Origin of the sequence: Bacillus sp. BB51/4 (genome assembly GCF_008368845.1) — a bacterium.
In the GTDB taxonomy this organism is placed as follows: Bacteria; Bacillota; Bacilli; order Bacillales; family Bacillaceae_G; genus Bacillus_A; species Bacillus_A wiedmannii.
Genome location: NZ_QOSC01000017.1, coordinates 84,860 through 110,368 on the forward strand (window position 1 = coordinate 84,860; position 25,509 = coordinate 110,368).

The following is a 25,509-nucleotide window of genomic DNA, read 5'->3' on the forward strand; positions in this document are numbered from 1 at the left end:
AAATCAACTTTTCTTCCTCACTATACTTACATGAGGCTCTTTCTAAAAACTGTCATATGTAAGGAACATCGTAAAATTCCGTATTACATATAGTCTATGTAAAAAAGCCCGCACTAATGTGCGAGCTTTTTTATACTTATCGTTTTCCTTTTTCATACGGCGTTCCTAACGCTTTCGGAGCTTCAGAACGACCTACAAAACCAACAAGTGCTAATATTGTGAATACATACGGTAATATCGTTAAGAATACACTTGGAATTTCCTTTAGTACCGGAATCGTACCACCTGTTATTCCAAGTGATTGAGCAAATCCGAAGAACAGAGCCGCTCCAAGAGCACCGAGTGGATTCCATTTACCGAAAATCATAGCTGCTAGCGCTAAGAAACCTTGTCCAGTAATTGTAGCACCTGAGAAGTTACCAGAAATCGACATAGCGAAGACCGCTCCACCAACCCCTGCAAACATTCCAGATATAGCAACTGCAATATAACGCATTTTATATACATTAATACCCATCGTATCTGCTGCCATTGGATGTTCACCAACCGCACGAAGACGAAGACCGAACGGCGTTTTATAAATGACATACCAAACGACAAACGCTAAAATAATAGCAATATACGATGTTAATGGTACATTTGAGAAAAAGATTTTTCCGATTACCGGAATATCCGAAAGACCCGGAACATCGATTTTTTCAATACGATATTGAATGAAATCAGTTTGTCCTTTGCCAAAGATTTTCTTAATGGCAAATACCGTTAAACCAAGAGCTAAGAAATTAATCGCTACCCCGCTCACTACTTGATCCGCACGGAATGTAATGGATGCTACCGCATGAAGAAGTGCAAATAACCCACTACCAATTGCTGCAAATAATAGAGCTATCCAAGGAGTCATCGCTCCCCACGTATCACCCATTAATAACGTTGTAACGATACCAGTAAATGCACCAAATAACATTAAACCTTCTAACGCTATATTTACAACCCCAGAACGTTCACTAAACACTCCACCTAACGCCGTAAAAATAAGTGGCGCTGCCGTATATAACGTACCCGTCACAAGAATGGCTAAAATATCTAAAAAGCTCATTTATTTCCCCTCCTTGCTCATGCGTGTAAGTGCCCAGCGTAAAACATAACTGCACGCTACAAAGAAAATAATACATGCAATAATAACGTTAATTAACTCAGAAGGTACATCTGCTTCAAAATTCATTTGTGGGGCTGCACTTTTCAAACCACCGAACAGTAAAGCCGCTAATAATATACCAAACGGATTATTCCCCCCAAGTAGAGCTACCGCAATCCCATCAAATCCGATACCAGTAAACGAAGACATCGCTGTCATGTTTTGGAATGTACCAAGCCCTTCCATAGCACCACCAATCCCTGCAAATGCACCCGCAATCGTCATAGATAGTACAACATTTCGAGAAACTTTCATCCCCGCATACTGAGAAGCATGTTGATTAAATCCAACAGATTTCAATTCGTATCCCAATGTCGTTCTGTCCAATAAGAACCACATAATAATTGCTACTAATATCGCTACGACAATCCCCCAGTGCAAACGAGAACCATCTGTTAAAGAAGATAACCATTCAGAAGATAAAGAAGCACTAGATTTTATATCATATGACTTCTCATTCGCCTCATGTAAAAAGCGTTTAATTAAATCATACGTCACGTAAAGTGCAATATAATTCATCATAATCGTTACGATTACTTCATTTACTTTAAATTTCCCTTTCAAATATCCCGGGATAAATCCCCATAGCCCACCAGCTATTGCCGCTACTAAAATTGACAACGGAATATGTAAAATTGCCGGTAATGATACTGCATATCCAAACCAAACAGCAGCAAGCCACCCGACTAATAACTGTCCTTCTACTCCGATGTTAAAAAGGCCTGTACGGAATGCAAATGCTACAGAAAGTCCTGCTAATACAAGCGGAATCATCGTACGTAATGTTTCACCAATTGCTTGTGGATTTCCAACCATTCCTTCCCAAAGCGCTGCATACCCAACAATTGGATCATATCCACTAAATAACATTACAATGGCACCAACAAGTAAACCAAAAATAACGGATAATACAGGAACTAAAATATTAATTGTTCGCTCCGTTAAAAATTTTTTAGCCATTTGTATTCACCTTCTCTTTCTCCGTTCCGCCAGCCATCAACAAACCAAGCTGTTGTTCATTTGTTTCTTTCGCATCAACAATTGCTACAATTTCCCCTTCATATATAACAGCAACTCGATCACTTACATTTAAAATTTCATCCAGTTCTAGCGATAGAAGCAATACTGCTTTTCCCTTATCTCTTTGCTCGATTAATTTTTTATGAATAAATTCAATCGCACCTACATCTAAACCACGTGTTGGCTGTGCTGCAATTAATAAATCTGGATTACGATCCACTTCGCGTGCGATAATTGCCTTCTGCTGGTTTCCACCAGATAGTGCACGAGTTAATGTGTGTTCACCGGGTGTACGCACATCAAACTGTTCAATAAGCGCTTTTGCTTTTTGTGTGATTTGACTAAAGTTTAAAATCCCTTTCTTTGAGAATGGATTTTTATAGTACGTTTGTAAAACTATATTATCTCTAACAGAAAAATCAAGCACAAGACCGTGTTTATGACGATCTTCTGGAATATGACCAATTCCTTCCTCTGTAATTCTTCGAACAGGCCAATTTGTTATTTCTTTTCCTTTAATTGCAATAGAACCTGACTCAACTTTTCGTAAACCAGTAATTGCCTCTATTAATTCACTTTGTCCATTTCCATCAATCCCTGCAATACCAACGATTTCTCCTGCACGAACAGTTAAGTCAAGGCCTTTTACAGCAGGTAATTGGCGTGCATCATGAACGAAAATATTCGAAACAGATAGAACCTCTTCTTTCGGTTTAGCCTCTATTTTTTCTGTTTTAAAATTCACTTGACGTCCGACCATTAATTCTGCAAGTTTATGTTCATTCATTTCCGCAACGTCAACTGTACCAATTCCTTTACCTTTACGAATAATTGTGCAACGATCGCAAACTTCCATAATTTCTTTCAATTTATGTGTAATAAGAACGATAGATTTTCCTTCTTGCACAAGCTTTTTCATAATTTGAATCAACTCGTGAATTTCTTGAGGAGTTAACACCGCAGTTGGTTCATCGAATATTAAAATCTCCGCACCACGATAAAGCGTTTTTAATATTTCAACCCTTTGCTGCATCCCAACCGAAATATCTTCAATCTTTGCATTTGGATCAACTGCTAAACCGTACTGTTCAGATAATTGTTTAATTTCTTTCGCAGCCTCTTCAACAGCAATTCTTCCTTTTTTCTTCGGCTCATTTCCAAGAATAATATTCTCTGTAACTGTAAAATTATGAACAAGCATAAAATGCTGATGGACCATCCCAATACCAAGGTCATTTGCTATATTCGGATTTGTAATTTTTACAGGTTTTCCTTTAATCTTAATTTCTCCCTGTTCTGGTTGATACAAACCGAACAGTACATTCATCAATGTTGATTTCCCTGCACCATTTTCTCCAAGTAAAGCGTGTATCTCTCCCTGTTTTACTTGCAGCGTAATATCATCATTCGCTACAATGCCTGGGAATACTTTTGTAATATTGTTCATCTCAATTACGTATTCCATTTTGTTCCTCCTTCTAGCAGGGAACACTCCCCAATTGCAGTCTATTAAAGGTATTTTTATATATACAAAGGTTAGTTCTAAGAACTAACCTTTGCTATTTCTCTATTATTATTTCTTTAGAGAAGCTTCATATGTTTTATATTCTTCGTCAGTTGCAGGTACTTTAATTTCACCGTCAGTGATTTTCTTCTCAAACTCTTCTACTTTTGTTAAGATTTCTGGATTTACTTTTTTCACATTGTCAGTAGTTTTTGCAATACCAATACCGTCATCTTTTAATCCGAACTCTTCTACTTTACCGCCTTTTAATTTACCATCTTTCGCTTCTTGTGCTACTTTTGCTACTGCAATATCAACACGTTTTACCATAGAAGTTAAAGTTACGTTTTCAGGCATACCTTCTTGATTTTGGTCACGGTCAACACCGATTACCCAAACGTTTTCACCTTTTTTCTTACGGTTTTTCGCTTCTGTGAATACACCGTTACCAGTTGCACCTGAAGCATGATAAATTACGTCAACTCCACCACCGTACATTGCTGAAGCTAATACAGATCCTTTTTCTGGTTTGTCAAATGCATCTGCATATTGCGCTACAATTTCGATATTTGGATTTACTGCTTTTGCACCAGCTTTGAAACCTGATTCAAACTTTGTAATTAATGGGCTCTTCACTCCACCAACAAATCCAACTTTATTTGATTTTGTCGTCATTGCTGCTACAGCACCAACTAGGAATGAACCTTCATGGTCTTTAAATGTAATACTTGTTACATTCGGCTCTTTTACAACAGTATCTACAATAGCAAATTGCTCTTTCGGATATTGTTTTGCAACCTTTTCAATCGAGTCTTGCATTAAAAATCCAATTCCGAATGTTGTGTTATAATGATCTTTCGCAAATTTTGTTAAGTTCGGAATATAGTCTGCATCTTTACTTGATTGAAGATAACGATATCCTTCATTTTTCTTTAAATCGTTGTCTTTACCAAATTTCGTTAAACCTTCCCAAGCTGATTGGTTAAATGATTTATCATCAACGCCCCCAACATCTGTAACCATACCAACTTTGAACTCTTTTTTGTCGCTACTCGCCTTATCCGAGTTACCACATGCACCTAAAATCGCGCTTGCTGCTAATGTTAATGATAATAAAAGACCTGTTTTTTTCTTCATACTAGAAACCCCTCCTAAAATTATATATATCTCTTTATTCTTACGCTGCTGTCCCTAACTTCTTGCTGTCACCTCCCTAAAATGGAACTTACCTACTTCTTAATACGTGGAAGCTAAACTTATCAGCTCTAAAGTAATTGATAGAATATAAGATTGGCTCATCATTTTGATCATAGTGCATTTGTTTTAAAACTAGCAGTGCCGTTTCCGGTTCACATTCTAAAATCGGTGAGATTTTCGGATGATAGCCAATTGGCTCAATGTGAGCAACTGCGTATGTGATACGTTTGTGCGTATTGTTATGTATCACTGTAAGTAACGATTCTTCGTTGTATCCTGATAAATCTGGCAAGATTTCTTTTGCAAGTTTATCGATACAATATACAACAGGTTCCCCATCTGCTGTACGCACACGCTCAATCATTACCGCATTAAAACCGTCTTCACTATTAAACTTCTCTTTTTCCTCTTCTGTTAAACTTGTTGTAGATGATGATAAAAAGATAGTTCCTGGTGTTTTCCCCACACTAGAAATCATATCTGTAATACTAGAAAGTTGTTCAATCCCAGAAGAAAATAACGGCTTTGCATTTACAAATGTTCCTACACCATGTCTACGAATGACAACATTTTCTTCTTCTAAAATACGCAGCGCTTCCCTTAAAGTCGCCCTACTTACACCAAGTTCTTTCGCTAAATCAAACTCTGATGGTAACTTCTGTCTTTCTTTGTAAGCTCCATCTTTAATTTTTTCTTTGATGTGATCAATCACCCGTAAATATAGGTGACGACTATCGGATTTTACTGACATAAGACTCCCCCGCATTTCAATTATTCGACCTCTGATGTAAGACTTCTTTTCTCTTTTTTCAACTTACAACATAATAAAAATTGCTAAATACTAAAAATAAGCTTAATTGTCGAATAAATATTAATAATTTTTCAAGATGAAATTTTCACTCTTTACTGCATAAAAAAAACTTCGCACCATAAACATTCCTCATTTCGAGAAAAAGTTCGGCACAAAGATCTCTTACATCCTTTGTTACACACTTTTCCCCTCATAGTCCAGCAATTCATGGTTGCCGGGTAGAAACTTATGGACCTTATCTCCAAGATTATATGAGGCAGTGATTCTTTTCGAAGTAATCTTACCACTTGCTCCCATACGTGTCAACAAAATTCAACATTTTTCTACATTAAATATCGAACATTCATTAAAAACATAATCAAAGTATTCGTATTCTAAAGAATCGCTTTAGATGTAAGCCCTTTCTTTATCACTGAATATAGTATATAACAAAACTAGCATATAAAAAAGCCTAATTGTAAAAACAATTAGGCTTTTTTTATGAACTTTTTTCTTGTACATCATTAATGAGCACTTCTCGTGGTTTACTACCTTCATACGGACCTACTACACCATTCATTTCCATTGCATCAATTAAACGGGCAGCTCGCGTATAACCTACTCTAAACCTACGTTGCAACATAGAAACAGATGCTGTTTGCATTTCCACTACAAGCTGAACTGCTTCATCATATAATTCATCTTCTACTTCCTGCTTCGTATCAGGAACATCTTGTGGAATCATATCTTCTTGATATTGCGCTTTTTGCTGACCAATAACATACTCTACAACTCTCTCAACTTCATCATCGGATAAAAATGCACCTTGTACACGTACAGGCTTCGATGCACCAATTGGTATAAACAGCATATCTCCACGACCTAGCAGTTTCTCTGCACCACCACCGTCAAGAATTGTACGAGAGTCCGTTTGAGAAGATACCGCGAATGCAATACGTGATGGAATATTCGCTTTAATAACTCCCGTAATAACATCAACCGATGGACGCTGCGTCGCAATAATTAAATGAATACCAGCCGCACGAGCCATTTGTGCTAAACGCATAATCGCATCCTCTACATCTGATGAAGCAACCATCATTAAATCGGCTAACTCGTCCACTATTACTACAATATAAGGTAATTCCGGTTGTTTCGCTTCTGATTGACTATTATGTTCTTTAATATGATCATTATATCCTTCAATGTTACGCGTGCCACTATGAGCAAATAATTCATAACGTCGTTCCATTTCACTCACGACTTTTTTCAAAGCTTGTGATGCTTTTTTCGGATCAGTTACAACCGGTGTTAATAAATGCGGAACGCCGTTATATACATTTAACTCTACCATTTTCGGATCAATCATCATTAATTTTACTTCATGTGGTTTTGCACGCATTAAAATACTAACAATAATACCATTAATACATACACTTTTCCCGCTACCTGTCGCACCAGCTACTAGTAAATGGGGCATTTTATTTAAACGGGCTAATACAGCTTCACCTGTAATATCTCGTCCAAGACCAATTAACAACTTCTCTTCCGGATGATTATTAGCCTTAGAATCAAGAACTTCTCTTAGCGTTACCATAGATACTTCTGAGTTCGGAACTTCAATCCCTACAGCTGATTTCCCGGGAATAGGTGCTTCAATACGAATGTCTTTCGCAGCTAAAGCAAGTGCTAAATCATCACTTAAACTAACGATTTTGCTTACCTTTACTCCCATATCAGGATACACTTCATATTTTGTAACTGCAGGACCTCTATGTACTTTTGTTACTTTCGCTTTCACTCCAAAACTTTGGAATGTACGTTCTAATTTACGAGCATTCTCATAAATTTCTGCATTTTCATTTGTAACTTGCTTATTCTTAGGAAATTTCAATATATCAAGTGCAGGAAGCTTGTAATCTTTATTTTCTACATTTGAAAATTGCATTGGCGGGGCACTTGTTTCCGCCTCTAAAGATTCTACAATCTTTTCTCCACGCTTTTTCTTAGATTCTTCAACAGGCGGAGCCTCTTCAATAGACGGTGAAGTTATTAACTCTGCTTCCTGTTCTTCGCTAATTCGTTTATTCTCTTCTTCATTTACAGGATAATTCTCAGTGAAATTCGAAATAATTGGAGGATCAATTGAGATTTCTTCCATCGGCTCAATAATCTCTTCTTGTTCTGCAGCACGTTTGCTCCTTGTGCTTCTCGTTGTTTTTTTCTTTTCTGTTTGTTCAGCCGTCCTTTTGGATCTCCAATCTTTATAATCCCCTTGCATTACTTCAAATTGACTTCTAAGGATTCTTCCTACAGGGGCAAGTACTTCTCCAATATGCTTATTTGTTATACACAGTATGCCGAGAATCACTAAAATAATACCAATGATATAAGCTCCTACTTCGTCAAATAAAAAGTAACACGTCGCGAACATAAGCGCCCCAAACATACCACCGCCTAAATGAACGCTATCCGGCCCCTTTTTCATTTCAAGAAAGAAGTTATCTTTCGTACTCACAATAACAGAAGTATTTTGCACTGCTCCATCTTTCGTAAGAAGGTTAAATAATGTAATATGACTAAACATTAATATCGCCAATACTATTAAATAAAAACCAATTAACCGTTTATTTAAAAGGTTCGGCCATCCACGTTTGATAACAAACGAAACCGATAAAGCTATTACACCTAACACACCAATTATGTACCACTCACCAAAGAAGAAGCGAAAAAATAACACAAACGATTTCCCTACAACACCTAGCTGTAAAATCGTAATGATTGAAAGTGCAAAAAGAGTTAAACCTACGATTTCATAATACAAAGTTGGCTTTATCGTGCGTCTTGCTTTTGCCTTCGTCCCTCTTTGCTTTTGTTTTGCCATTTCTTCACCTCGTGTTCTACATGTAAGTAGGGCTTCCTTAAAAAAGCACTACTTATATGTCTGTTTTCTCTATTTTTCAGGTCTTATATCTTCTATTTTTACACTTCTTGTAAATTGTTAAATAAACAGAAGAAAGCAGCCCTCTCATGGCTGCTCAACCGTCTTGTTTTTTATATTATACCATAGCTTCTAAACAAAATCCTGCTTTTTGCTAAAAGGTTATTTTCTGGCCGGGCTCAAACTCTAAGTAGTGTAGCGGATCTGTACTTAACACACGTACAATAGAATAACACCCATGTTCTTCTTCAGAAACCATTAATTCAACACCGTTTATATTTACAACTTTTTGGCTTTCACATTGCGAATAATCAGCTGGATATACAAGTTGCTCTGGCATAATTGTGTATAAAATCATTGTAACATTGTCCCTTCTGCACTATCATCCATGCGAGCATCTATTAATTCATTCAGTTTTCGAATCGCATTCCCAATACCACCGACATCATCTATAAGACCATATTTCACTGCATCGCCACCAATTACATTCGTCCCAATATCTCGCGTCAAATTCCCTTTCGCAAACATAAGTTCTTTAAAACGATCTTCGGTTACTTTCGAATGCTTCGTCACAAATCGAATGACTCTTTCTTGCATTTTATCTAAATACTCAAATGTTTGCGGCACACCTATAACAAGACCTGTTAGACGAATGGGATGAATTGTCATCGTCGCAGTTTCCGCAATAAATGAATAATCCGTAGAGACGGCGATTGGTACACCGATAGAATGCCCTCCGCCCAGAACAAGTGATACCGTTGGCTTTGAAAGCGAAGCTACCATCTCAGAAATTGCTAACCCTGCTTCAACGTCACCTCCGACCGTGTTTAATATTAAAAGCAAACCTTCAATTTTCGGATTTTGTTCTATCGCAACAATTTGCGGAATAATATGCTCATATTTTGTTGTTTTATTTTGCGGCGGCAACTGAACATGCCCTTCCACCTGTCCAATGATTGTTAAACAATGAATACTCGATTCATTCATTTGTGGTACATTCGTTTGCCCTAGCTGTTGAATTTTTTCCACTATCGAGGCTTCTTTCCCAGTTTCTTTCGGCTCAGCCTCTTTCCCTTCATTTGTATAACGATCACGTTCTGTCATATCGCATCCCCTTTCACTCGTATATAACTATTATTTCTTAAGTTATAAATTTCATTCGATAGAGTTTAAAAAGAAAAAAAGATCACCCGTAAAGGTGATCTTTTTTATACTTCCATAATAATCGGTAAAATCATAGGTTTTCTCTTTGTCTCTTCGTACAAGAACTGCCCTAATAATTCACGAATATTTTGTTTTAACATAGACCATTCAATTGAATACTCTTTAATCGATTGCTCAACAATCATACGTACAATCTCTGTAGAGCGGTCAATTAACGCTTCTGATTCACGAACATACACAAAACCACGTGAAATGATTTCTGGACCAGAGATAATTTTCTTTTCATCTTTACCAAGTGTTACAACAACTACTAATATTCCATCTTGAGATAACATTTTTCTATCTCGAAGAACGATATTACCAACGTCACCTACACCTAATCCATCAATTAACACATTACCAGCTTGTACTTTGCCAACTAAGTTTGCTTCATCTTCACCAAAAGCAATTACATCGCCTTTTTCTACGATAAAGATATTCTCTCTTGCAATACCTACATCTTCAGCTAAATATGCATGTGCTTTTTGCATACGGAACTCACCATGTACGGGTACAAAATACTTAGGTTTCATTAAATTTAACATTAATTTTAATTCTTCTTGGCTACCGTGACCTGAAACGTGAACTTTTCTTTCACCGTAATAAATAACATCAGCTCCAGCTCTAAATAACAAGTCAATAATTTTCGATACAGATATTTCATTACCCGGAATTGGAGAAGCCGCAATAATAACCGTATCGCCTTTACGAATTGAAATTTGTTTATGAGCTTGCTTCGCCATTCTAGAAAGGGCTGCCATCGGTTCACCTTGGCTACCTGTCGTTAAAATAGCTACCTTTTTCTCTGGGAAATTGTCTACTTCTTGTAGTGAAATAACCATACCTTCTGGAACATCTAAATAACCAAGACGTCTTGCGATATCTACCACTTTCACCATGCTACGACCTACAACCGCTACTTTTCGTCCTGTTTCAGCAGCTGCATCAAATACTTGTTGAATGCGATGTACATTCGATGCAAATGAAGCAACAATAATACGTCCTTCTGCGCCGTAGAACACTTTAGAAATTTCTACACCAACTTCTTTTTCAGAACCTGTATAGCCTGGACGCTCAGCATTTGTACTATCAGATAATAAGCACAGTACGCCTTCATTTCCGATTTGTGCCATTTTCCCAAGGTCTGCCCCACTATTTCCAATTGGAGTTTGATCGAATTTAAAGTCTCCCGTGTATACGATAGCACCTTTTGATGTATGGAAACAAACACCAACAGAATCTGGAATACTATGTGTCGTTCCAAAGAATGACACCGTTGTAGTATTAAACTCTACTGTTGAATTTGAATCGATCGTTTTTAAGTCTACACGGCCTAACATACCCGCTTCGCCAAGTTTTTCTTGTATAAGTCCTACCGTTAATTTCGTTGCATACACTGGAATAGATAATTTACGAAGTACGTAAACAATACCTCCAATATGATCTTCATGACCGTGAGTAATAAATAAACCTTTTACTCGCTCTTGATTTTCCACTAAATATGTAATATCAGGAATAACAATATCAATTCCAAACATTTCATCTCCTGGGAACATTAATCCTGCATCTACAATAAAGATTTCAGAATCAATTTCAACACAGTACATGTTTTTCCCGATTTCACCTACTCCACCAAGAGCAAATACTTTAACAGACTCATTCTCTTTTCTCTTCATGTTGTTGCCTGGTTTAAAAATCTTTCAAACACTGATTTCACTAAAATTGCAGAGACACCAGGGGAAACTCTACAACCACCATATATTCACCGTCCAAGACGAATGTCCTTACCGTTATGCGATATCATGTCCTTATTTATTTTTTAAACCAGGTTTCACCTCTCTTTCATTATATAAATCAAATATCTTATTCGATATGATATGAAAATGTAATCAAATTATAATTTTTACCAATTTTGCTAAGCATACCCGTACTAAGCTACTTAGCCATATTATACCTGATACAAGAAATAGAACACAAGTTAAATCGTGCGAAAGAGAAAGTAAAAGAACGGAATTACAACAAAAGTATCGAACGTATTTCCTTTATATTTGCTTCGATTTTGTACTCCATAATTTTTTGAAGAAATAGCCATAAATACACTAAATTTATTTCATAATATGGATTTTCATGACTTATTCTTCTAGAATCGAACAAAAAAACTTATAAAATAAAGCTTTTTTATGAATCACATCACATTTGAGGCAATTCCTCTGAAAAATAGAATCGATAGTTTATTACTTTTATACAAATGTTTATTCTATAATAACTATGTTTTTTTGATTCATTTAAAGGGGGTACAATTATTTTCTTGTATATGTTGCAATACATAATGAAAAAGCGATCAAACACATGGAGTAATATGGTAGGTAAAAAAGAGCGGCAAAGATTTTCATACCATAAAAAAATGACCTAGTTCTATACTAGGTCATTTTTTATTAACGAGGGATAGATTGCATAACAGATTGTAACGTTACTCTTTCTTCTTCTGTTAATGGAAGAAGTGGTAAACGTACAGAGCCTACATCTAATCCAACCATTTGTAACGCTGTTTTTACTGGCGTTGGGCTTGGCGCCATAAATAATGAATCCGTTACTCTTACAAGTAATTGATGTAATTTTTGCGCCTTTTTAAATTCTCCTGCTTGGAATGCTGCAATCATTTCTTGCATTTCATTTCCGATAACATGAGATGCTACAGAAACGATACCTTTCGCTCCAACTGCCATAGCTGGTAACGTTAAACCATCATCACCGCTGTATACCGCAAAGTCGTCCGCTGTTTTTCCAATGATTTCTGTCATTGTTAACACATCGCCGCCTGCATCTTTAATCGCAACAATGTTTTCTATTTCTGATAAACGAACAACTGTATCAACGGAGATTTGTACAATAGATCGTCCTGGAACGTTATATAGCATAACCGGAAGCGGCGTGCTTTCAGCAATTGCTTTAAAATGCTGATACATTCCTTCTTGACTCGGTTTGTTATAATACGGTGCTACTAGCATTACTGCATCAACACCAACCTCTGTTGCCTTTTTAGTTAAGTCAATAGAAGCATGCGTATTATTACTACCTGTTCCAGCGATTACGGGCACCCTTTTATCGACAACAGATACGACATGGCGATATAACGCTACTTTTTCTTCTGAAGTTAATGTAGGAGATTCTCCTGTCGTTCCTCCTACCACGATTGCTGTTGTACCGTTATCTATTAAATAATTTACCAATTTCGTTGTCTTCGCAAAATCGATATTTCCGTTTTTATCAAACGGAGTTACCATCGCGGTTGCAATTGTCCCAAAATCTATCATGGTCTCACTCCTTATTGTTCCAGTTGCTTTTCTTTTGAAAGCTCAAACGCACTATGTAATGCATTTACAGCCTCCACTAAATCAGTTTCTTTTACAAGAACCCAAATTGTTGTATGGCTATCTGCCGATTGCAGAATTTGAATACCTTTTTCCGCTAAAGCTGTAACGATTTTCGCAGTAACCCCTGGGTATCCTGCCATTCCAGCTCCTACAATAGATACTTTTGCACAATGTTCTGTCACAATTGGCTCATATCCAAGGTTTTTTAATAATTCAACTGCACGACTTGATACACTATCACTCACCGTATAAGCTACCCCGGTAGGTGAAATATTAATTAAATCGACACTGATTCCTTCATTCGCCATTTCTTTAAACACATGCTGTTGCAAATCATATGCTGTTTCTTTTGCAAGCACTTTAATTTGCGTCACATTTGACACATGAGCGATACCTGTAACAGGCCGTTCTTCTACATCACGGCCTTTTGTAGCACCGTCCGATGCTGAAATAAGCGTACCTTCACTATCAGAATACGTAGAACGTACACGAAGTGGTACTTTTGCATGCATCGCAATTTCCACTGCACGTGGATGAACAACTTTTGCACCTTGATATGCCATGTTACAAATTTCATTGTACGTTACCGTTTGAAGATGACGTGCATCTTTTACAATGCGAGGATCCGCAGTCATAACACCTTCTACATCTGTGAAGATATCGATGTATTCAGCATGAAGCGCAACACCTAACGCTGAAGCTGAAGTATCGCTACCTCCGCGTCCAAGTGTTGTCGTATCACCTTTTTTCGTTTGTCCTTGGAATCCTGTAACTACGATTACATCTACATTTTCTAATTCTTCATGTACACGATCGCAATTCATTTCAATAATCTTAGCATTCGTAAAATCCTCATTTGTTACAAAACCAGCTTGTGCACCATTTAATGCCGCTGCTTTTATACCGTTCTCATTTAACATGTTAGAGAAGACGATTGCTGAGATTAATTCTCCGCATGATAATAATAAATCTTGCTCACGATTAGAAATGCGAGATTCCTCTTGATTTACAAGACTTAACAAAGTATCAGTTGCATATGGTTCACCTTTACGGCCCATAGCAGATACGACAGTAACTACTTTATAACCCGCATCTAGCGATTTTTTTATATGATGAAGCGCATGCTTACGTCCATTTTCATCACGTACGGATGTGCCACCAAATTTTTGAACAATAATTTTCATATTTTGCACCTTCTCTTAGCCGTTTACACTAATTGTAATTTTACTAAGCGCTCTGCAATTTGAACAGAATTCCATGCAGCGCCTTTTAATAAGTTATCAGATACGACCCAAAGATGGAATCCTTTATCGTTATTTAAATCTTTACGGATTCTTCCAACGAATACTTCGTTTTTACCTACTGCAGTAGCTGGCATTGGATATAACTGCTCTTCTGGATTATCTTGCAGAACGATACCTTCCGCATTTGCAAGTAAGCTCTTGAATTCTTCTACTGTTACACCTTCTTTTTCTACTTCGATGTAAACAGACTCAGAGTGACCTGATACAACTGGTAAACGTACACATGTTGCCGCTACTTCTAATTCAGGCATATGCATAATTTTTTTCGTTTCATTAATCATTTTCATTTCTTCAAACGTAAATCCATTATCTTGGAATTTATCAATCTGTGGAATCGCGTTGAAAGCAATTTGGAAATGTTTCTTATCACCTGATACAGGTAAAACATTCGCCTTCACTTCTTCACCATTTAAGATTGCTTGTGATTGTTCATGAAGTTCTTCAATCGCTGCCGCACCAGCACCTGATACAGCTTGATATGTGGAAACGATTACTCGTTTTAAACCATATTGCTGACGAACTGGCTCAAGAGCTACTACCATTTGAATTGTAGAACAGTTTGGATTTGCAATAATACCATTATGTTCTTTTAAGTCGTTTTCATTTACTTCAGGTACAACAAGTGGCACGTTTTCTGTCATACGGAATGCACTTGTATTATCAACAACAATCGCACCGCGCTTTGCTGCTTCTGGCGCTAATTGTTTTGATACAGATCCACCAGCACTAAATAGTGCGATATCTACTCCTTCAAAACTTTCAGGAGTTGCCTCTTGAACTGTAAATTCTTCGCCTTTAAATACAAGTTTCTTACCTGCAGATCGTTTAGATGAAAGTAACGTTAACTTCCCAATTGGAAATTCTCGTTTCTCTAAAGTATTTAACATTTGTTCACCAACTGCGCCGGTTGCTCCAACTACAGCGACATGAAAAGTTTTTTGCTTTTCCATCACTATGCCCCTTTCTAGATACCAATCCTTCTATAACTTAGAATTAGAAGGAGTATACAATACCCCTTCTAATCTTAATAACGTTAATTTTATCATATTCTACAGTAAGAATGATGGTTTCATCAAAAATTGTCCGTTTTTTTTCGTTTTTTAATTCATATATCTGAATTTTTCTACGACAACCGGTTGCAATTGCTTCCCTTGTAGCGCTTCTAATACTGTATCTTCAAGCAGCTCCATGCGAGCTACCATTGAGTTCGGTTTTTTCTCTGGTGCATCTTGGCCGAATGGGACGAAATAGATGTTTTTTGTTGCCATTAGGCGCATGAGGTTGACACCCACAGGGTGATAACACAAGAAGGATTTTTTATTTCTTCTATTATATATAGAAATCATGTTTTGTTAAATTGTTATAATTTTATATGGAAGAAAAATTTTCTAAGCATAAAGTATTCATTTTATTATTTCATAAACAATCTCTACATCTTTGTTTTCTGATATAATAATGCAGTTATTAACATCAACTAGGAGGAACATTCTTTGAAAAAATTAATTATTGCAGGACTATCAATAGGACTTTTAGCTGGATGTGGTTCTACAGATAGCAAGAGTGAGGCTAAAGACAATACAGCACAAAGTAGTACATCAGAAACTAGTAATAAAAAAACAAGTAAATATCCTTTCCCTAAAGATGCCACATCAGTTGGAGAAGGAAAGATAAAAGTTAGTACACCAGCAGGAAACTCTGAAAATGGAAACGCACCAGTTTTATTTGCAAATAATAATGATTTAATGCTGCATCTTGGTATAGATTATGCTAACTTCCAAGGAGACAAACAAACATTTGTTTATGTTGATAAGATTTTCAAAGAAACATTACAAGTCGCAGAATTAACTCAAACGTCAATTATTTTAAGTGAAGATACATTAAAACCAGGGGTACATACAGTTACAGCAGTTCAATTTGAAAATGATGATCCAAAAGGTAAAGTATTAAATTTCGTTGAAGCTAAATACGAAGTTAAAGAAAAAAAATAATACATACTTGATATATGATTTGATTCAGGGGGCATCTCCATGAAGGTTGTACGCTCTATATTTAAAACTTTTCGTTTAGTAGGTTTAATTGTAAAGCCAGTACTTAAAGCATTATCTAAAAGTAAATTATAAATCTCACAAAAATTAAAATCCCCTTCTGCATATAAGTGCACAAGGGGATTTTTCTCTTATTCTATTTATTCTACAGACATTGAATATAAATATGAAAATAAGAAACGTTGTATATTTACACTAACATTTATAAATTCAAAAATCAATATATAATTATCTACCTATAGAATCAGATACTATTTTTTGTTCATAAAACTATTCTTTTGAAAAATATCATTATAATTTAAAATATTAACATCAATTTATTACTTTCTCCTTAGTGTTTTACCTCTACGTTATACTACATTACCTATTGAGAACTATAACAAACACATATGTTGTAAAATACATTTTTTTGAGGAAACTTTAACCATTTATTGTTATAATTACATCTGCAATATTTTCCCAGGAGAGGTCCTATAAAGAACAATAGGATAATGGACATACATATTAGGCACTCCCCTTCTTTAATACGTTCATAGAAATATAGAAAGGGTTTATACGATGGGACAATTTCAAAGTAATTTTCAATCGGCACAACAAATCGCTACGCAGATGAGAGCAGCGTCGGATACCATCCAAAGTGCAACAAATCGTTCTATAACAAAAGCGACGCGTACTACGCTATCTGTTAATTCCAAAGCACAACAGGCGAACCAACAAGCTTTAGATTTAACGAAACAATTTTCCGCGGCCTTTCAACAAGCGGTCGATAATATTCATTCGGTAGCCAAAGAGTTTGAGAGAATGGATCACGAGCTTCACAACACTTTTCGCTAATGTGACCACCTTCGTAAAGATAAAACGGTAGGAGGAAAAAGATGGATCGAGATATCGAAAACCAAATCAAACAGTTAAATCAAAAGTTACGAAATGTATTTGAAGAACAGGACCGAAATCAATCCGCGATTCAAACTCAGGAACAAGGGGAAGCAGATTTTCACGAGTGGAAAGGTCGAAGTAATCGCTTATTTAACCGTATTTTAGAAACTTGGCACAACGATAGGGAATTATCTCATTTTTTTATGAATATCCGTCAAGAAGCACAACACATTGAGCGAAAACTTACATTCGAATTGGAAAATCAAAAAGAAACATTGCTTAAAGAAAGACGAGACCTTAGTAATTTAGAAAACGACCTTTCCTATCAGCAACAACAATTAGCAAGGGAGGTCAATGCATGAGTTTAAATATGTATTTGGGAGAAGTACAGAATCAGACTCAAAGCATGAACGCTATATGTACCGCTACCATTCAAGGTATGGAACAAGCCATTCAGTCGATTGACGCTTTTGCAATTGATACTGTTCTACAAGGACAAACATATAGCAGTGCAAAAGCATTCTTTGCACAAACCTTTCGTCCTTTAGCACAAGGTATCATTTATTTATGTGAAGAATTAATTCGTCAAAATGATGCATTCCCAAATGATTTTCAATCAAAAGTCGCTTCGACAGATGTTATCGAACAAGAAATAAGAGAACAAATACAGGAAATCAATCAATCGATTGCAAGTATAGAAGCAATAAATGTAGCTATACCAATGCCTGGAATAGACGCAATTGTGGCTGTTTTATTTGCGATGAGAAAAAAACTTGAAGAAAAACTAGAGCATCTATATGAATTCAATTATACATCCAGTAATAACTACAGCACAGCCCTTCAACTAGCAGCTAGTATTGCTACTGGTCTTACCGAAGTTCAAAGTGGAAAAGGATTTAGTCCTGCAAGTGGTACATTTAGTACACAAGGATTAAATATGGAATGGTCGGGGCCTATTCAAGCAATTACAGAAAGTAAAGCTCGTAAAGCACAAATTGAAAAAGCAATTGCTTTACGAGAACAAGAAGCCAATAGACCATGGTATGAAAAAACAGCTATCAGTACTTGGGAATTTATGAAAGAATTTTTTCAAGGCGCTGGCAGTGCAGCTTTCGAAAGCGTTATTGGAATCGAATCACCTGATAATGATGAATTAGAAAGCAAGTTAACTTATCAAGCGGGAAGGTTCACGGGAAATGTTATAGCAGGAGCGGCATCCATTATAGAAATTCTAGAAGGTCTTACCGTCATAGGCGGCTCTAATTTTTTAACTCTAGTCGCAACAGTAGGAACTGGTGGATTAGCATCACCAATTGCTATTACATTTGATGCAGCTGCTACAGCGGCTGGAGTTAGTCTTGTTGGACATGGTGTATTTGTTGGGCGTAATGCAATTCAAAATGGTAAGGATACTCTTCAAAAATTCCAGTCTTCTCCGTCTTCTGGTGGACCTGTTAATAAAGCTAAAGAGAATGGTAAGCTTGATAAAGAAGGAAATACTACTAAGGGGATGGATAATACTAGCAAGAAAGCCAGCGAACTTAATTTTGGTAGCACAGAAAAATTAGACGGCCATTTTGGAAAGCATGGTGGAGAATTTGGAGGTGCATATTCTAATATGAATGAATATCTGGCTGGTGCTAATGATGTGATTAAGAATGGAACCAAGGTACAATATAATTACAAATTAAAAGATGGAACAATAGAATTGAGAACTGGCTATGTAAAGTTTATGAAAAACAGTAGTTTAACTAATCCTAAGGGTGTTCCAATAAAAAGTTATGCTAAATTTGAGTTTGTAGGAACTAATAATTTGGGGGAAATTACAACATACCATGTAGAAAGTGGGAAAACTTTCTGGAAAATGATGAATAATGGTAACAATATTCCTGTTATCAATCCAGTAGAATAGAGGTTATAAAATGAAAAATAAGATATTGATATGTAGAATTGATCCAATTATTGAAGAAGAAATAGATTTTTTGATAAATAAGCAAAAAGTAACAGGTTTTAATACTTCACCTCAAGAAGTTATTGTAAATAAAGAATATGAAGCTGAGATAGATATATTTGTGAATGACGCTTTGACAATAGAAGAGCAAATAGAAGATAAATTTAAAAAAATAGAAAATACCACCAATGGAGGTTATATTCTTTTTGGTAAATTGCTTAAAGATAATATTTTAGACGTTGGATTCTTTATAACTAGTGACTTATTTGAAGACTACAAATATTTAGAAGGTCAATATGTCTGTTTACAAGTTGACAGACTACAAGTATCTTTTGACTAGCTACTTTTCTAGATTCTGAGGGCAAGAAAGAAACTTTTTGAAGAACAAGCCTTCTTTAAGATTGGATATTTCAATGAACCATGTTATCTAGCTTGGAGTAAGTGAAGAGAAAGTTACATATGGAGAATAATCAACAAAAGAGACCTCACATTCGGGGTCTCTTTTGTTGATTTAAATTAAAAATTATTATTTAAGTGGATGCTCTTTTGTAACTCTTACTTTACATACACATATGCTTCAATTACTGATACATGATATGTTTTACCCTCGCTGTTATGTACTTTGTATTGTGGCGCTCCATTCACAGTTACCTTTACATCAATGGTAAATCCTAATCCTGCATCTAAAGTACCAACAACATCTTTATCCTGCCAAGAAGGAGCATCATAGAAACGTAGATTGTTAACTTTTGAAACAACGTGCTTCCCTACAATAGAAGAATCCACTGTACTTTTCTTGTTAAACTTCACATAAGATGGATCGTTCTTAATCCATTGTTCTCCACTAAGATTTAACCAACCATCCTTTTCAGCCCATACAGCATAATATAAATCATTAGCATCAATTTATTACTTTCCCATTTGTATTTCACCTCTACGTTATACTACATTACCTATTTAGAACTATAACAAACACATATGTTGTAAAATACATTTTTTCCAAGGAAACTTTAACTATTTATTGTTATAATTATATCTGCAATATTTTCCCAGGAGAGGCCCTATGAAGAACAGTAAGATAATGGACATACATACTAGGCACTCCCCTTCCTTAATACATTCATAGAAATAAGAACAAAAGGTATGTATCAAATTGAGGGAAAAGTAGATGGAATAACATATATTGTTGGATTTAAAAATGGCAGAATAGGACAATTATATCCTAAATAGAAATCCGAGGAGACGTTAATATGATTAGTGTAAAATCATATATAAAAAATGATAAAATAATAACTTCATTAGATAATATTGAAAGTAACTTTCTTGAATATTTCATAGATTTTGATAACACGAAATGTTTAGAACTAGTTATTGATTTTGATTATATGGAAGGTGCAATAATAATAAACTATTACGGAAATACTATTTTAGGATTTAAAGAATGGGATATGATTGATCAGTTATGGTCATATTTCATAAATGCAATTGAAGAATTGTTTGAAAATCAAAACGATGTAAGTTTTGATTTTCCAGACCAACCTTTAGAGGTAAAAATGCAGGTTATTTCGCAAGAGCAAATTTTATTATCTATTGCAGGAGAAAAAACATGTTTTAATAAAGATGAATTATTATTAGCTTTATTAAAAGGAGCAGAAAACTTTTTTGATATATTGAAAGAATGTCCTGATGAATATCTTGTAGAACAGAGTAATAATGAATTAAAGAGAATAGAAAAATTATTAAATAAATTGAACATTTAAATGAGAACATATTATTAAATACACTGTTTAAATTTAACACCTATAGTATGGTTAAAGTAGACACTTGAACACTAAAAGAATCTATAAACAGTAAAGAATAAAGTTGCAATTAACAAAGCCGACTCATATCAATTTGAGTCGGCTTTTACTATTACTTCACACTCACATACTTCTCACTAGCAGTAATATAAAATGTCTTCCCTTTAGAATTATGTACACGATATTGTGGAAAACCATTCACCATTACTTTTTTATCAATTGCAAATCCTAAGCCTACATCTAATGTACCAGCAACATCTTTATCCTGCCAAGAAGGAGAATCATAAAAACGTAGATTGTTAACTTTCGAAACAACTCGCTTCCCTACAATAGAGGAATCTACTGTACTTTTCTTGTTAAACTTCACATAAGATGGATCGTTCTTAATCCATTGTTCTCCACTAAGATTTAACCAACCATCCTTTTCAGCCCATACAGCATAATATAAATCATTAGCATCAATTTATTACTTTCCCATTAGTATTTTACCTCTACGTTATACTACATTACCTATTTAGAACTATAACAAACACATATGTTGTAAAATACATTTTTTTGAGGATACTTTAACCGTTTATTGTTATAATTATATCTGCAATATTTTCCCAAAGGAGTTCCTATAAAGAACAATAGGATATGGAAGAAAAATTCTGTAGGGACCAAGAAAAAATCCTAATAAGAATGAAATTATTGGGGGACATTCTTCTGGAATAAATAATAATCATCATAACTATGTTGTAGAGGAAATTAAAATTAATCCAGATGGAACAAAGAACATTAAGTATACTACTCAGTTTCCAGATGGTAAATTATCTAAAATAAAAAGTAGTACAGTATTTCCAGATGGGTGGCGTGACACAAAAATAATAAATTGCGTTGAGAATATCGGGAATTCTAAATTTATAAGTACTAGAGCTAGGGACGGAGCAACTTGGCATCGAGGTACTATTGATGGTGTAGAAATAGGTGTGATAAAGAAAGGAGATAGTGTTATTAGTGCCTATCCGACAGGTAAAGCTAATGCATTACCACCATCTGGATTTTAGAAATAAAGGAGGAATAAGAAATGTATGAAGAATTAAATGAAATATTATCCGAAAATAGTTCAGAAGATTCTTGGTATGATGATGGATTTATGTATGCTCAAGAACTGCTGAATGATTTTACTGACAAAGATTGGGGAAAATTATTTCAAAGTATTAATGATAAAAATGATAAGTGGAAAATTAGGCTGACTTATTGCATTGATGATGATTTAGGGATAAATGGATTAGAATTACTATTGAATATGCTTGATGAAAGTGATGAAGTTGTTGAGACTACGATAGATTCTTTAAGGTCTTTCAATTCTGAAGAACATAAAAAGATGATAGTATCCAATAGTCGAGTAATTGATACAGCACAAAAATTATTGGAAAAGGCTAGCTTACCCGTCAAAAAAGTTCTAGAAGATTTTTTGAAAGATATTAAAAATTAATTTTTTCGGAATATGAAGAAGAAGTAGCATGGGTGAAAGTAATTGAATTTGACTAGCTATTTTGGTAGATTCTGAGCACAAGTAAAGTAGAGAACTTTTCGAAGAAAAAGTTTTCTTTAAGATTGAATATTTCAATGAAGCATGTTATCTAGCTTGGATTAAGTGAAGAGAAGTTACATATGGAGAATAATCAACAAAAGAGGCCTCACATTTGAGGTCTCTTTTGTAACTCTTACTTTACATACACATAGGCTTCAATTGCTGATACATAGTATGTTTTGCCCTTGCCATTGTGTATTTTGTATTGTGGCGAACCATTTACACTTACCTTTGCACCAAGAGTAAAGTCTAATCCCATATCTACAGAACCAGCAACATCTTTCCCCTGCCAAAAAGGAGATTCATAGAAAGGAGAATTTTATATGTCTTTAGATAAGTATAAAAATATGTCTGATGAAGAGTTTAAACAATTGTCTACTGAAGAATTTCAAAATTATATTAGATTAAAGCAAGAAGATTTTTCAAGACATTATAGGAAAATAAATGAAATTACTGTAGATGTGATGTTAAAGCCTCAGGAAGCAATAGAAATTGCTAAACATTATCATAAGAAAAATAAATTAGATGGAGTAGTTAATGAAGATATCAACCATCTTTTCTTTGATGAGGCTTATACATTTAAAATTGAGAAAGAAAATAGAAACAAAGATGATATAAGACCAGCTTGGAGAATATTAGTGGATTTACCAAAAAAACCTTTTCTTATGGAGGACTATACACTAATTGTGTCTGATAAGGATAAAAAAGTGATGGGTATGCTCGATCCAAATGGGCATCCAGTATTTAAAGGCAATGGATTTACAGATGAAGATATCGAATATATTATGAGCGATGAGGATTCTAAAGATTAATTAAGGTAATAACTTAGTGGATAGTTTTATAAATAGAATTACTGTCTTTTTTAATTAGTTATTATCCTATTTTGCTAGATTCTAAGGGCGGAGAAAGATGAATTTAAAAGAACAAGATAAATAGTTAGAGCAAACAGTGGTAGCAGAAGGAACAAATATAGAAGCGTAAAAGAAGACAGCCCCTTAACAGACAGTTTTTCTATGTCCTCACAACACTACTCTACTATTTCACAATGGAAGAAAAAATTTCTACATCTCCAGTTTTTGATATAATGATACAGTTATTAATATCATCTAGGAGGAACAAATGCATTTAAAGATTTAACTTTAATACAAAATCATTCCTATCATAAAGCTATAACTAATACACAACGTATATTAACTAGATACTTACAAGATGGAGATAGTGTAGACGTAAGCTGGCCTATCCAAAAATACAACATCTACCCTAAGGAAAAATAAAATAAACTTAGAAAGGGATTTTTATATGTGGAAAAATCTGATTGTAGATATTGAAAAAATAGAGAAAAGTTTTAATGATAAACTGAATACACCAGCAACAGATAGTGAAGTTCAGAAATTAAAAGAATGTATGAAAGAGAATTTTAATATTGACTTACCGAGTGAATATGAGGAATTTCTCAAAACTGTAAATGGATTAGATTTTAACGGGCTAGTACTTTATGGAGTTGACTCTTATTTGTTAGATATAGAAAGGGACGAATCAATTTGCGGGCTTATAGAAACCAATGAGATTTGGTATGAAAATGAATTTCAAAAAGAGTACCTTTTCCTTGGAGATTCAGATATTGCATGGTTTTGTAAAAAACTATCTGATGGTACTTACTTAGAACTTGATAAACCATCTGGTACAGTGATGGAAACATATAATGATTTCAATACAATGCTTGAGGAAGCATTGAAAACAGCCTTGCTTTAATAGGGGGTATTAATGACAAGGTAATTTACACGACGGAATATCATTTTACTAATAAGGAATATACGGGACGAGGTAATAGATACATTGGTAGAACGCCACATGGTATAGAAATTATGATGTTCATTGATTCAAGGAATCGCGTTATTTCGGCCTTTCCATTACGTTAACCATTGAAAGGATGATCTTTAATATATGAAATACACATATGAATTTTATCAAGGACCTTTTAATCTTTTGATGATTAAACTTCCTGAAAATATATCGTTGGTAGGGGAATTTTTAGAAAATGATATTCAAAATAGTGACGGTGTGTTTTGGCTATCTCGTATAAATAAAGTATTGAACTGCGAAGTTGATTCTCTAGAATTAGGTGGAAATAGTTGTGATTTAGAAATACGTAATGACTTCACAAAAATTATCCATCGATATATAGAAGATGAAAACTACTCTTGCAACATCGAAACCGATGAACTACAAGAATTAATTTTAGTATGGGTTAAAGAAAAAGAAAAACAAAAAAAAATAAGTTCGAATATTTTTGGGCAGATATTCAAAAATATAAAACTTTCATAGTTAATAATTATGATGAAGATGAAATCTCTCTTGAAATAGAAACTATTACATTACGAAATCTAATACACATTTGAATAAATGAGCACACAAAATTGACAACCGAAAAAAATAACAAGTAAATAATGTTACATACAGCACGAAAAAGACCGCACATTCACATACGCATCACTAGCCGTAATATAGAACACTCGCTAATAACTATTATGCACTTTACATTGATACGAACCATTTACACTTATCTTCGCATCAATCGTAAATCCTAATACTCCCCCACAGAACCAGCCACATCTTTATCATGCCAAGATGGAGATTCATAGAAATGCAGATTGTCCACTCTAGAAACAAAACACTTTCCTATAATAAACTAATCACAATATTTCTTTATTACTGTATCTTTCTTCTCCACATC

22 protein-coding genes, 6 pseudogenes and 1 riboswitch are annotated in these 25,509 nt (G+C 34.9%); of the genes and pseudogenes, 11 read left to right on the forward strand and 17 right to left on the reverse strand.

Features of this window, described 5'->3' with window-relative positions:
• Positions 1–136 precede the first annotated feature (136 nt).
• From DN392_RS23325 to spoVFB, 13 genes and pseudogenes are all read right to left on the reverse strand, one after another.
• Positions 137–1,096 (reverse strand): ABC transporter permease, encoded by a 960-nt coding sequence (locus tag DN392_RS23325; protein ID WP_000008847.1) that lies wholly within the window; start codon positions 1,094–1,096, stop codon positions 137–139.
• Positions 1,097–2,155, reverse strand: a complete 1,059-nt coding sequence (locus tag DN392_RS23330) for an ABC transporter permease (RefSeq protein WP_001074492.1) — start codon at positions 2,153–2,155, stop codon at positions 1,097–1,099.
• Positions 2,148–3,680: an ABC transporter ATP-binding protein gene (locus DN392_RS23335; protein ID WP_000456916.1), complete on the reverse strand. Its 1,533-nt coding sequence runs from the start codon at positions 3,678–3,680 to the stop codon at positions 2,148–2,150. The genes DN392_RS23330 and DN392_RS23335 overlap by 8 nt, the downstream gene beginning before the upstream one ends.
• Before the next feature lie 108 nt (positions 3,681–3,788).
• A complete protein-coding gene (locus tag DN392_RS23340) occupies positions 3,789–4,856 on the reverse strand; it encodes a BMP family lipoprotein (protein WP_000730589.1) in 1,068 nt (355 codons plus the stop codon).
• 88 nt (positions 4,857–4,944) lie between these two features.
• Positions 4,945–5,667, reverse strand: coding sequence for a GntR family transcriptional regulator (locus DN392_RS23345; RefSeq protein WP_000114177.1), 723 nt, complete (start codon positions 5,665–5,667; stop codon positions 4,945–4,947).
• Between the two features lie 233 nt (positions 5,668–5,900).
• A riboswitch (purine riboswitch) is annotated at positions 5,901–6,002 on the reverse strand.
• Between the two features lie 203 nt (positions 6,003–6,205).
• The gene (locus tag DN392_RS23355; RefSeq protein ID WP_001118773.1) at positions 6,206–8,590 is read right to left on the reverse strand and encodes a DNA translocase FtsK; all 2,385 of its coding nucleotides are present in this window, start codon (positions 8,588–8,590) and stop codon (positions 6,206–6,208) included.
• A gap of 211 nt (positions 8,591–8,801) precedes the next feature.
• On the reverse strand, positions 8,802–9,005 hold the full coding sequence (locus tag DN392_RS23360) for a YlzJ-like family protein (RefSeq protein ID WP_000605020.1): 204 nt from the start codon (positions 9,003–9,005) through the stop codon (positions 8,802–8,804).
• Positions 9,002–9,751 carry a translocation-enhancing protein TepA gene (gene tepA / locus DN392_RS23365; protein WP_000139828.1) on the reverse strand — a complete coding sequence of 250 codons (750 nt, stop codon included), beginning with the start codon at positions 9,749–9,751 and terminating at the stop codon, positions 9,002–9,004. Before tepA ends, DN392_RS23360 begins: the two co-directional genes overlap by 4 nt.
• A gap of 104 nt (positions 9,752–9,855) precedes the next feature.
• On the reverse strand, positions 9,856–11,526 hold the full coding sequence (locus DN392_RS23370) for a ribonuclease J (RefSeq protein ID WP_000823081.1): 1,671 nt from the start codon (positions 11,524–11,526) through the stop codon (positions 9,856–9,858).
• 759 nt (positions 11,527–12,285) lie between these two features.
• Positions 12,286–13,164 carry a 4-hydroxy-tetrahydrodipicolinate synthase gene (gene dapA / locus DN392_RS23375; protein WP_088321353.1) on the reverse strand — a complete coding sequence of 293 codons (879 nt, stop codon included), beginning with the start codon at positions 13,162–13,164 and terminating at the stop codon, positions 12,286–12,288.
• Between the two features lie 11 nt (positions 13,165–13,175).
• Positions 13,176–14,408, reverse strand: coding sequence for an aspartate kinase (dapG, locus tag DN392_RS23380; RefSeq protein ID WP_000692480.1), 1,233 nt, complete (start codon positions 14,406–14,408; stop codon positions 13,176–13,178).
• Positions 14,409–14,431: 23 nt separating this feature from the next.
• Entirely contained in the window at positions 14,432–15,478 is a 1,047-nt protein-coding gene (gene asd, locus DN392_RS23385; RefSeq protein ID WP_000414854.1) for an aspartate-semialdehyde dehydrogenase, read from the reverse strand.
• A gap of 150 nt (positions 15,479–15,628) precedes the next feature.
• Positions 15,629–15,817, reverse strand: a pseudogene (spoVFB, locus tag DN392_RS23390) (dipicolinate synthase subunit B); the annotation flags it as partial.
• Positions 15,818–16,018: 201 nt separating this feature from the next.
• Here spoVFB and DN392_RS23395 point away from each other — a divergent pair.
• The 5 genes from DN392_RS23395 to DN392_RS23415 all read left to right on the forward strand — a co-directional run bounded on the left by DN392_RS23395 (position 16,019) and on the right by DN392_RS23415 (position 19,740).
• Positions 16,019–16,516 (forward strand): hypothetical protein, encoded by a 498-nt coding sequence (locus DN392_RS23395; RefSeq protein ID WP_061672266.1) that lies wholly within the window; start codon positions 16,019–16,021, stop codon positions 16,514–16,516.
• A gap of 615 nt (positions 16,517–17,131) precedes the next feature.
• Positions 17,132–17,407: a TIGR04197 family type VII secretion effector gene (locus DN392_RS23400; protein ID WP_016135235.1), complete on the forward strand. Its 276-nt coding sequence runs from the start codon at positions 17,132–17,134 to the stop codon at positions 17,405–17,407.
• A 41-nt stretch (positions 17,408–17,448) separates the two neighbouring features.
• Positions 17,449–17,811, forward strand: a complete 363-nt coding sequence (locus DN392_RS23405) for a DUF3958 family protein (RefSeq protein WP_016135236.1) — start codon at positions 17,449–17,451, stop codon at positions 17,809–17,811.
• The gene (locus tag DN392_RS31100; RefSeq protein ID WP_064056229.1) at positions 17,808–19,361 is read left to right on the forward strand and encodes a T7SS effector LXG polymorphic toxin; all 1,554 of its coding nucleotides are present in this window, start codon (positions 17,808–17,810) and stop codon (positions 19,359–19,361) included. The genes DN392_RS23405 and DN392_RS31100 overlap by 4 nt, the downstream gene beginning before the upstream one ends.
• A 10-nt stretch (positions 19,362–19,371) precedes the next feature.
• A complete protein-coding gene (locus DN392_RS23415; protein ID WP_016135238.1) occupies positions 19,372–19,740 on the forward strand; it encodes a hypothetical protein in 369 nt (122 codons plus the stop codon).
• Between the two features lie 215 nt (positions 19,741–19,955).
• On the opposite strand, the pseudogene DN392_RS23420 reads toward DN392_RS23415, so the two are convergent.
• A pseudogene (locus tag DN392_RS23420) lies at positions 19,956–20,285 on the reverse strand (N-acetylmuramoyl-L-alanine amidase); the annotation flags it as partial.
• A gap of 365 nt (positions 20,286–20,650) precedes the next feature.
• Here DN392_RS23420 and DN392_RS23425 point away from each other — a divergent pair.
• A complete protein-coding gene (locus DN392_RS23425) occupies positions 20,651–21,160 on the forward strand; it encodes a hypothetical protein (protein ID WP_088321351.1) in 510 nt (169 codons plus the stop codon).
• Between the two features lie 151 nt (positions 21,161–21,311).
• On the opposite strand, the pseudogene DN392_RS23430 reads toward DN392_RS23425, so the two are convergent.
• Positions 21,312–21,641 (reverse strand): annotated as a pseudogene (locus tag DN392_RS23430) (N-acetylmuramoyl-L-alanine amidase); the annotation flags it as partial.
• 241 nt (positions 21,642–21,882) lie between these two features.
• On the opposite strand from DN392_RS23430, the pseudogene DN392_RS23435 reads away from it, so the two are divergent.
• Both DN392_RS23435 and DN392_RS23440 read left to right on the forward strand, forming a co-directional pair.
• Positions 21,883–22,245: pseudogene (locus DN392_RS23435) on the forward strand (EndoU domain-containing protein); the annotation flags it as partial.
• A gap of 20 nt (positions 22,246–22,265) precedes the next feature.
• The gene (locus DN392_RS23440; protein WP_064056432.1) at positions 22,266–22,676 is read left to right on the forward strand and encodes a hypothetical protein; all 411 of its coding nucleotides are present in this window, start codon (positions 22,266–22,268) and stop codon (positions 22,674–22,676) included.
• Between the two features lie 232 nt (positions 22,677–22,908).
• Here DN392_RS23440 and DN392_RS30945 read toward each other — a convergent pair.
• Positions 22,909–23,094, reverse strand: a pseudogene (locus DN392_RS30945) (N-acetylmuramoyl-L-alanine amidase); the annotation flags it as partial.
• Positions 23,095–23,098: 4 nt separating this feature from the next.
• On the opposite strand from DN392_RS30945, the gene DN392_RS23450 reads away from it, so the two are divergent.
• From DN392_RS23450 to DN392_RS23460, 3 genes are all read left to right on the forward strand, one after another.
• Positions 23,099–23,587: a hypothetical protein gene (locus DN392_RS23450; RefSeq protein WP_061673284.1), complete on the forward strand. Its 489-nt coding sequence runs from the start codon at positions 23,099–23,101 to the stop codon at positions 23,585–23,587.
• Positions 23,588–24,074: 487 nt separating this feature from the next.
• Positions 24,075–24,527: a YrhA family protein gene (locus DN392_RS23455; protein ID WP_088321350.1), complete on the forward strand. Its 453-nt coding sequence runs from the start codon at positions 24,075–24,077 to the stop codon at positions 24,525–24,527.
• Between the two features lie 192 nt (positions 24,528–24,719).
• Positions 24,720–25,100 carry a hypothetical protein gene (locus DN392_RS23460; RefSeq protein ID WP_088321349.1) on the forward strand — a complete coding sequence of 127 codons (381 nt, stop codon included), beginning with the start codon at positions 24,720–24,722 and terminating at the stop codon, positions 25,098–25,100.
• A 191-nt stretch (positions 25,101–25,291) separates the two neighbouring features.
• Here the strand turns inward: DN392_RS23460 and DN392_RS30950 are convergent.
• A pseudogene (locus tag DN392_RS30950) lies at positions 25,292–25,461 on the reverse strand (N-acetylmuramoyl-L-alanine amidase); the annotation flags it as partial.
• Between the last annotated feature and the right edge of the window lie 48 nt (positions 25,462–25,509).

Excerpts from the sequence above, each read along its gene's own strand:
- DN392_RS23325 (WP_000008847.1), bottom strand. The coding sequence starts at position 1,096 with ATGAGCTTTTTAGATATTTTAGCCATTCTTGTGACGGGTACGTTATAT.
- DN392_RS23330 (WP_001074492.1), bottom strand. The coding sequence starts at position 2,155 with ATGGCTAAAAAATTTTTAACGGAGCGAACAATTAATATTTTAGTTCCT.
- DN392_RS23335 (WP_000456916.1), bottom strand. The coding sequence starts at position 3,680 with ATGGAATACGTAATTGAGATGAACAATATTACAAAAGTATTCCCAGGC.
- DN392_RS23340 (WP_000730589.1), bottom strand. The coding sequence starts at position 4,856 with ATGAAGAAAAAAACAGGTCTTTTATTATCATTAACATTAGCAGCAAGC.
- DN392_RS23345 (WP_000114177.1), bottom strand. The coding sequence starts at position 5,667 with ATGTCAGTAAAATCCGATAGTCGTCACCTATATTTACGGGTGATTGAT.
- DN392_RS23355 (WP_001118773.1), bottom strand. The coding sequence starts at position 8,590 with ATGGCAAAACAAAAGCAAAGAGGGACGAAGGCAAAAGCAAGACGCACG.
- DN392_RS23360 (WP_000605020.1), bottom strand. The coding sequence starts at position 9,005 with ATGATTTTATACACAATTATGCCAGAGCAACTTGTATATCCAGCTGAT.
- tepA (WP_000139828.1), bottom strand. The coding sequence starts at position 9,751 with ATGACAGAACGTGATCGTTATACAAATGAAGGGAAAGAGGCTGAGCCG.
- DN392_RS23370 (WP_000823081.1), bottom strand. The coding sequence starts at position 11,526 with ATGAAGAGAAAAGAGAATGAGTCTGTTAAAGTATTTGCTCTTGGTGGA.
- dapA (WP_088321353.1), bottom strand. The coding sequence starts at position 13,164 with ATGATAGATTTTGGGACAATTGCAACCGCGATGGTAACTCCGTTTGAT.
- dapG (WP_000692480.1), bottom strand. The coding sequence starts at position 14,408 with ATGAAAATTATTGTTCAAAAATTTGGTGGCACATCCGTACGTGATGAA.
- asd (WP_000414854.1), bottom strand. The coding sequence starts at position 15,478 with ATGGAAAAGCAAAAAACTTTTCATGTCGCTGTAGTTGGAGCAACCGGC.
- DN392_RS23400 (WP_016135235.1), top strand. The coding sequence starts at position 17,132 with ATGGGACAATTTCAAAGTAATTTTCAATCGGCACAACAAATCGCTACG.
- DN392_RS23405 (WP_016135236.1), top strand. The coding sequence starts at position 17,449 with ATGGATCGAGATATCGAAAACCAAATCAAACAGTTAAATCAAAAGTTA.
- DN392_RS31100 (WP_064056229.1), top strand. The coding sequence starts at position 17,808 with ATGAGTTTAAATATGTATTTGGGAGAAGTACAGAATCAGACTCAAAGC.
- DN392_RS23415 (WP_016135238.1), top strand. The coding sequence starts at position 19,372 with ATGAAAAATAAGATATTGATATGTAGAATTGATCCAATTATTGAAGAA.
- DN392_RS23425 (WP_088321351.1), top strand. The coding sequence starts at position 20,651 with ATGATTAGTGTAAAATCATATATAAAAAATGATAAAATAATAACTTCA.
- DN392_RS23440 (WP_064056432.1), top strand. The coding sequence starts at position 22,266 with ATGTATGAAGAATTAAATGAAATATTATCCGAAAATAGTTCAGAAGAT.
- DN392_RS23450 (WP_061673284.1), top strand. The coding sequence starts at position 23,099 with ATGTCTTTAGATAAGTATAAAAATATGTCTGATGAAGAGTTTAAACAA.
- DN392_RS23455 (WP_088321350.1), top strand. The coding sequence starts at position 24,075 with ATGTGGAAAAATCTGATTGTAGATATTGAAAAAATAGAGAAAAGTTTT.
- DN392_RS23460 (WP_088321349.1), top strand. The coding sequence starts at position 24,720 with ATGAAATACACATATGAATTTTATCAAGGACCTTTTAATCTTTTGATG.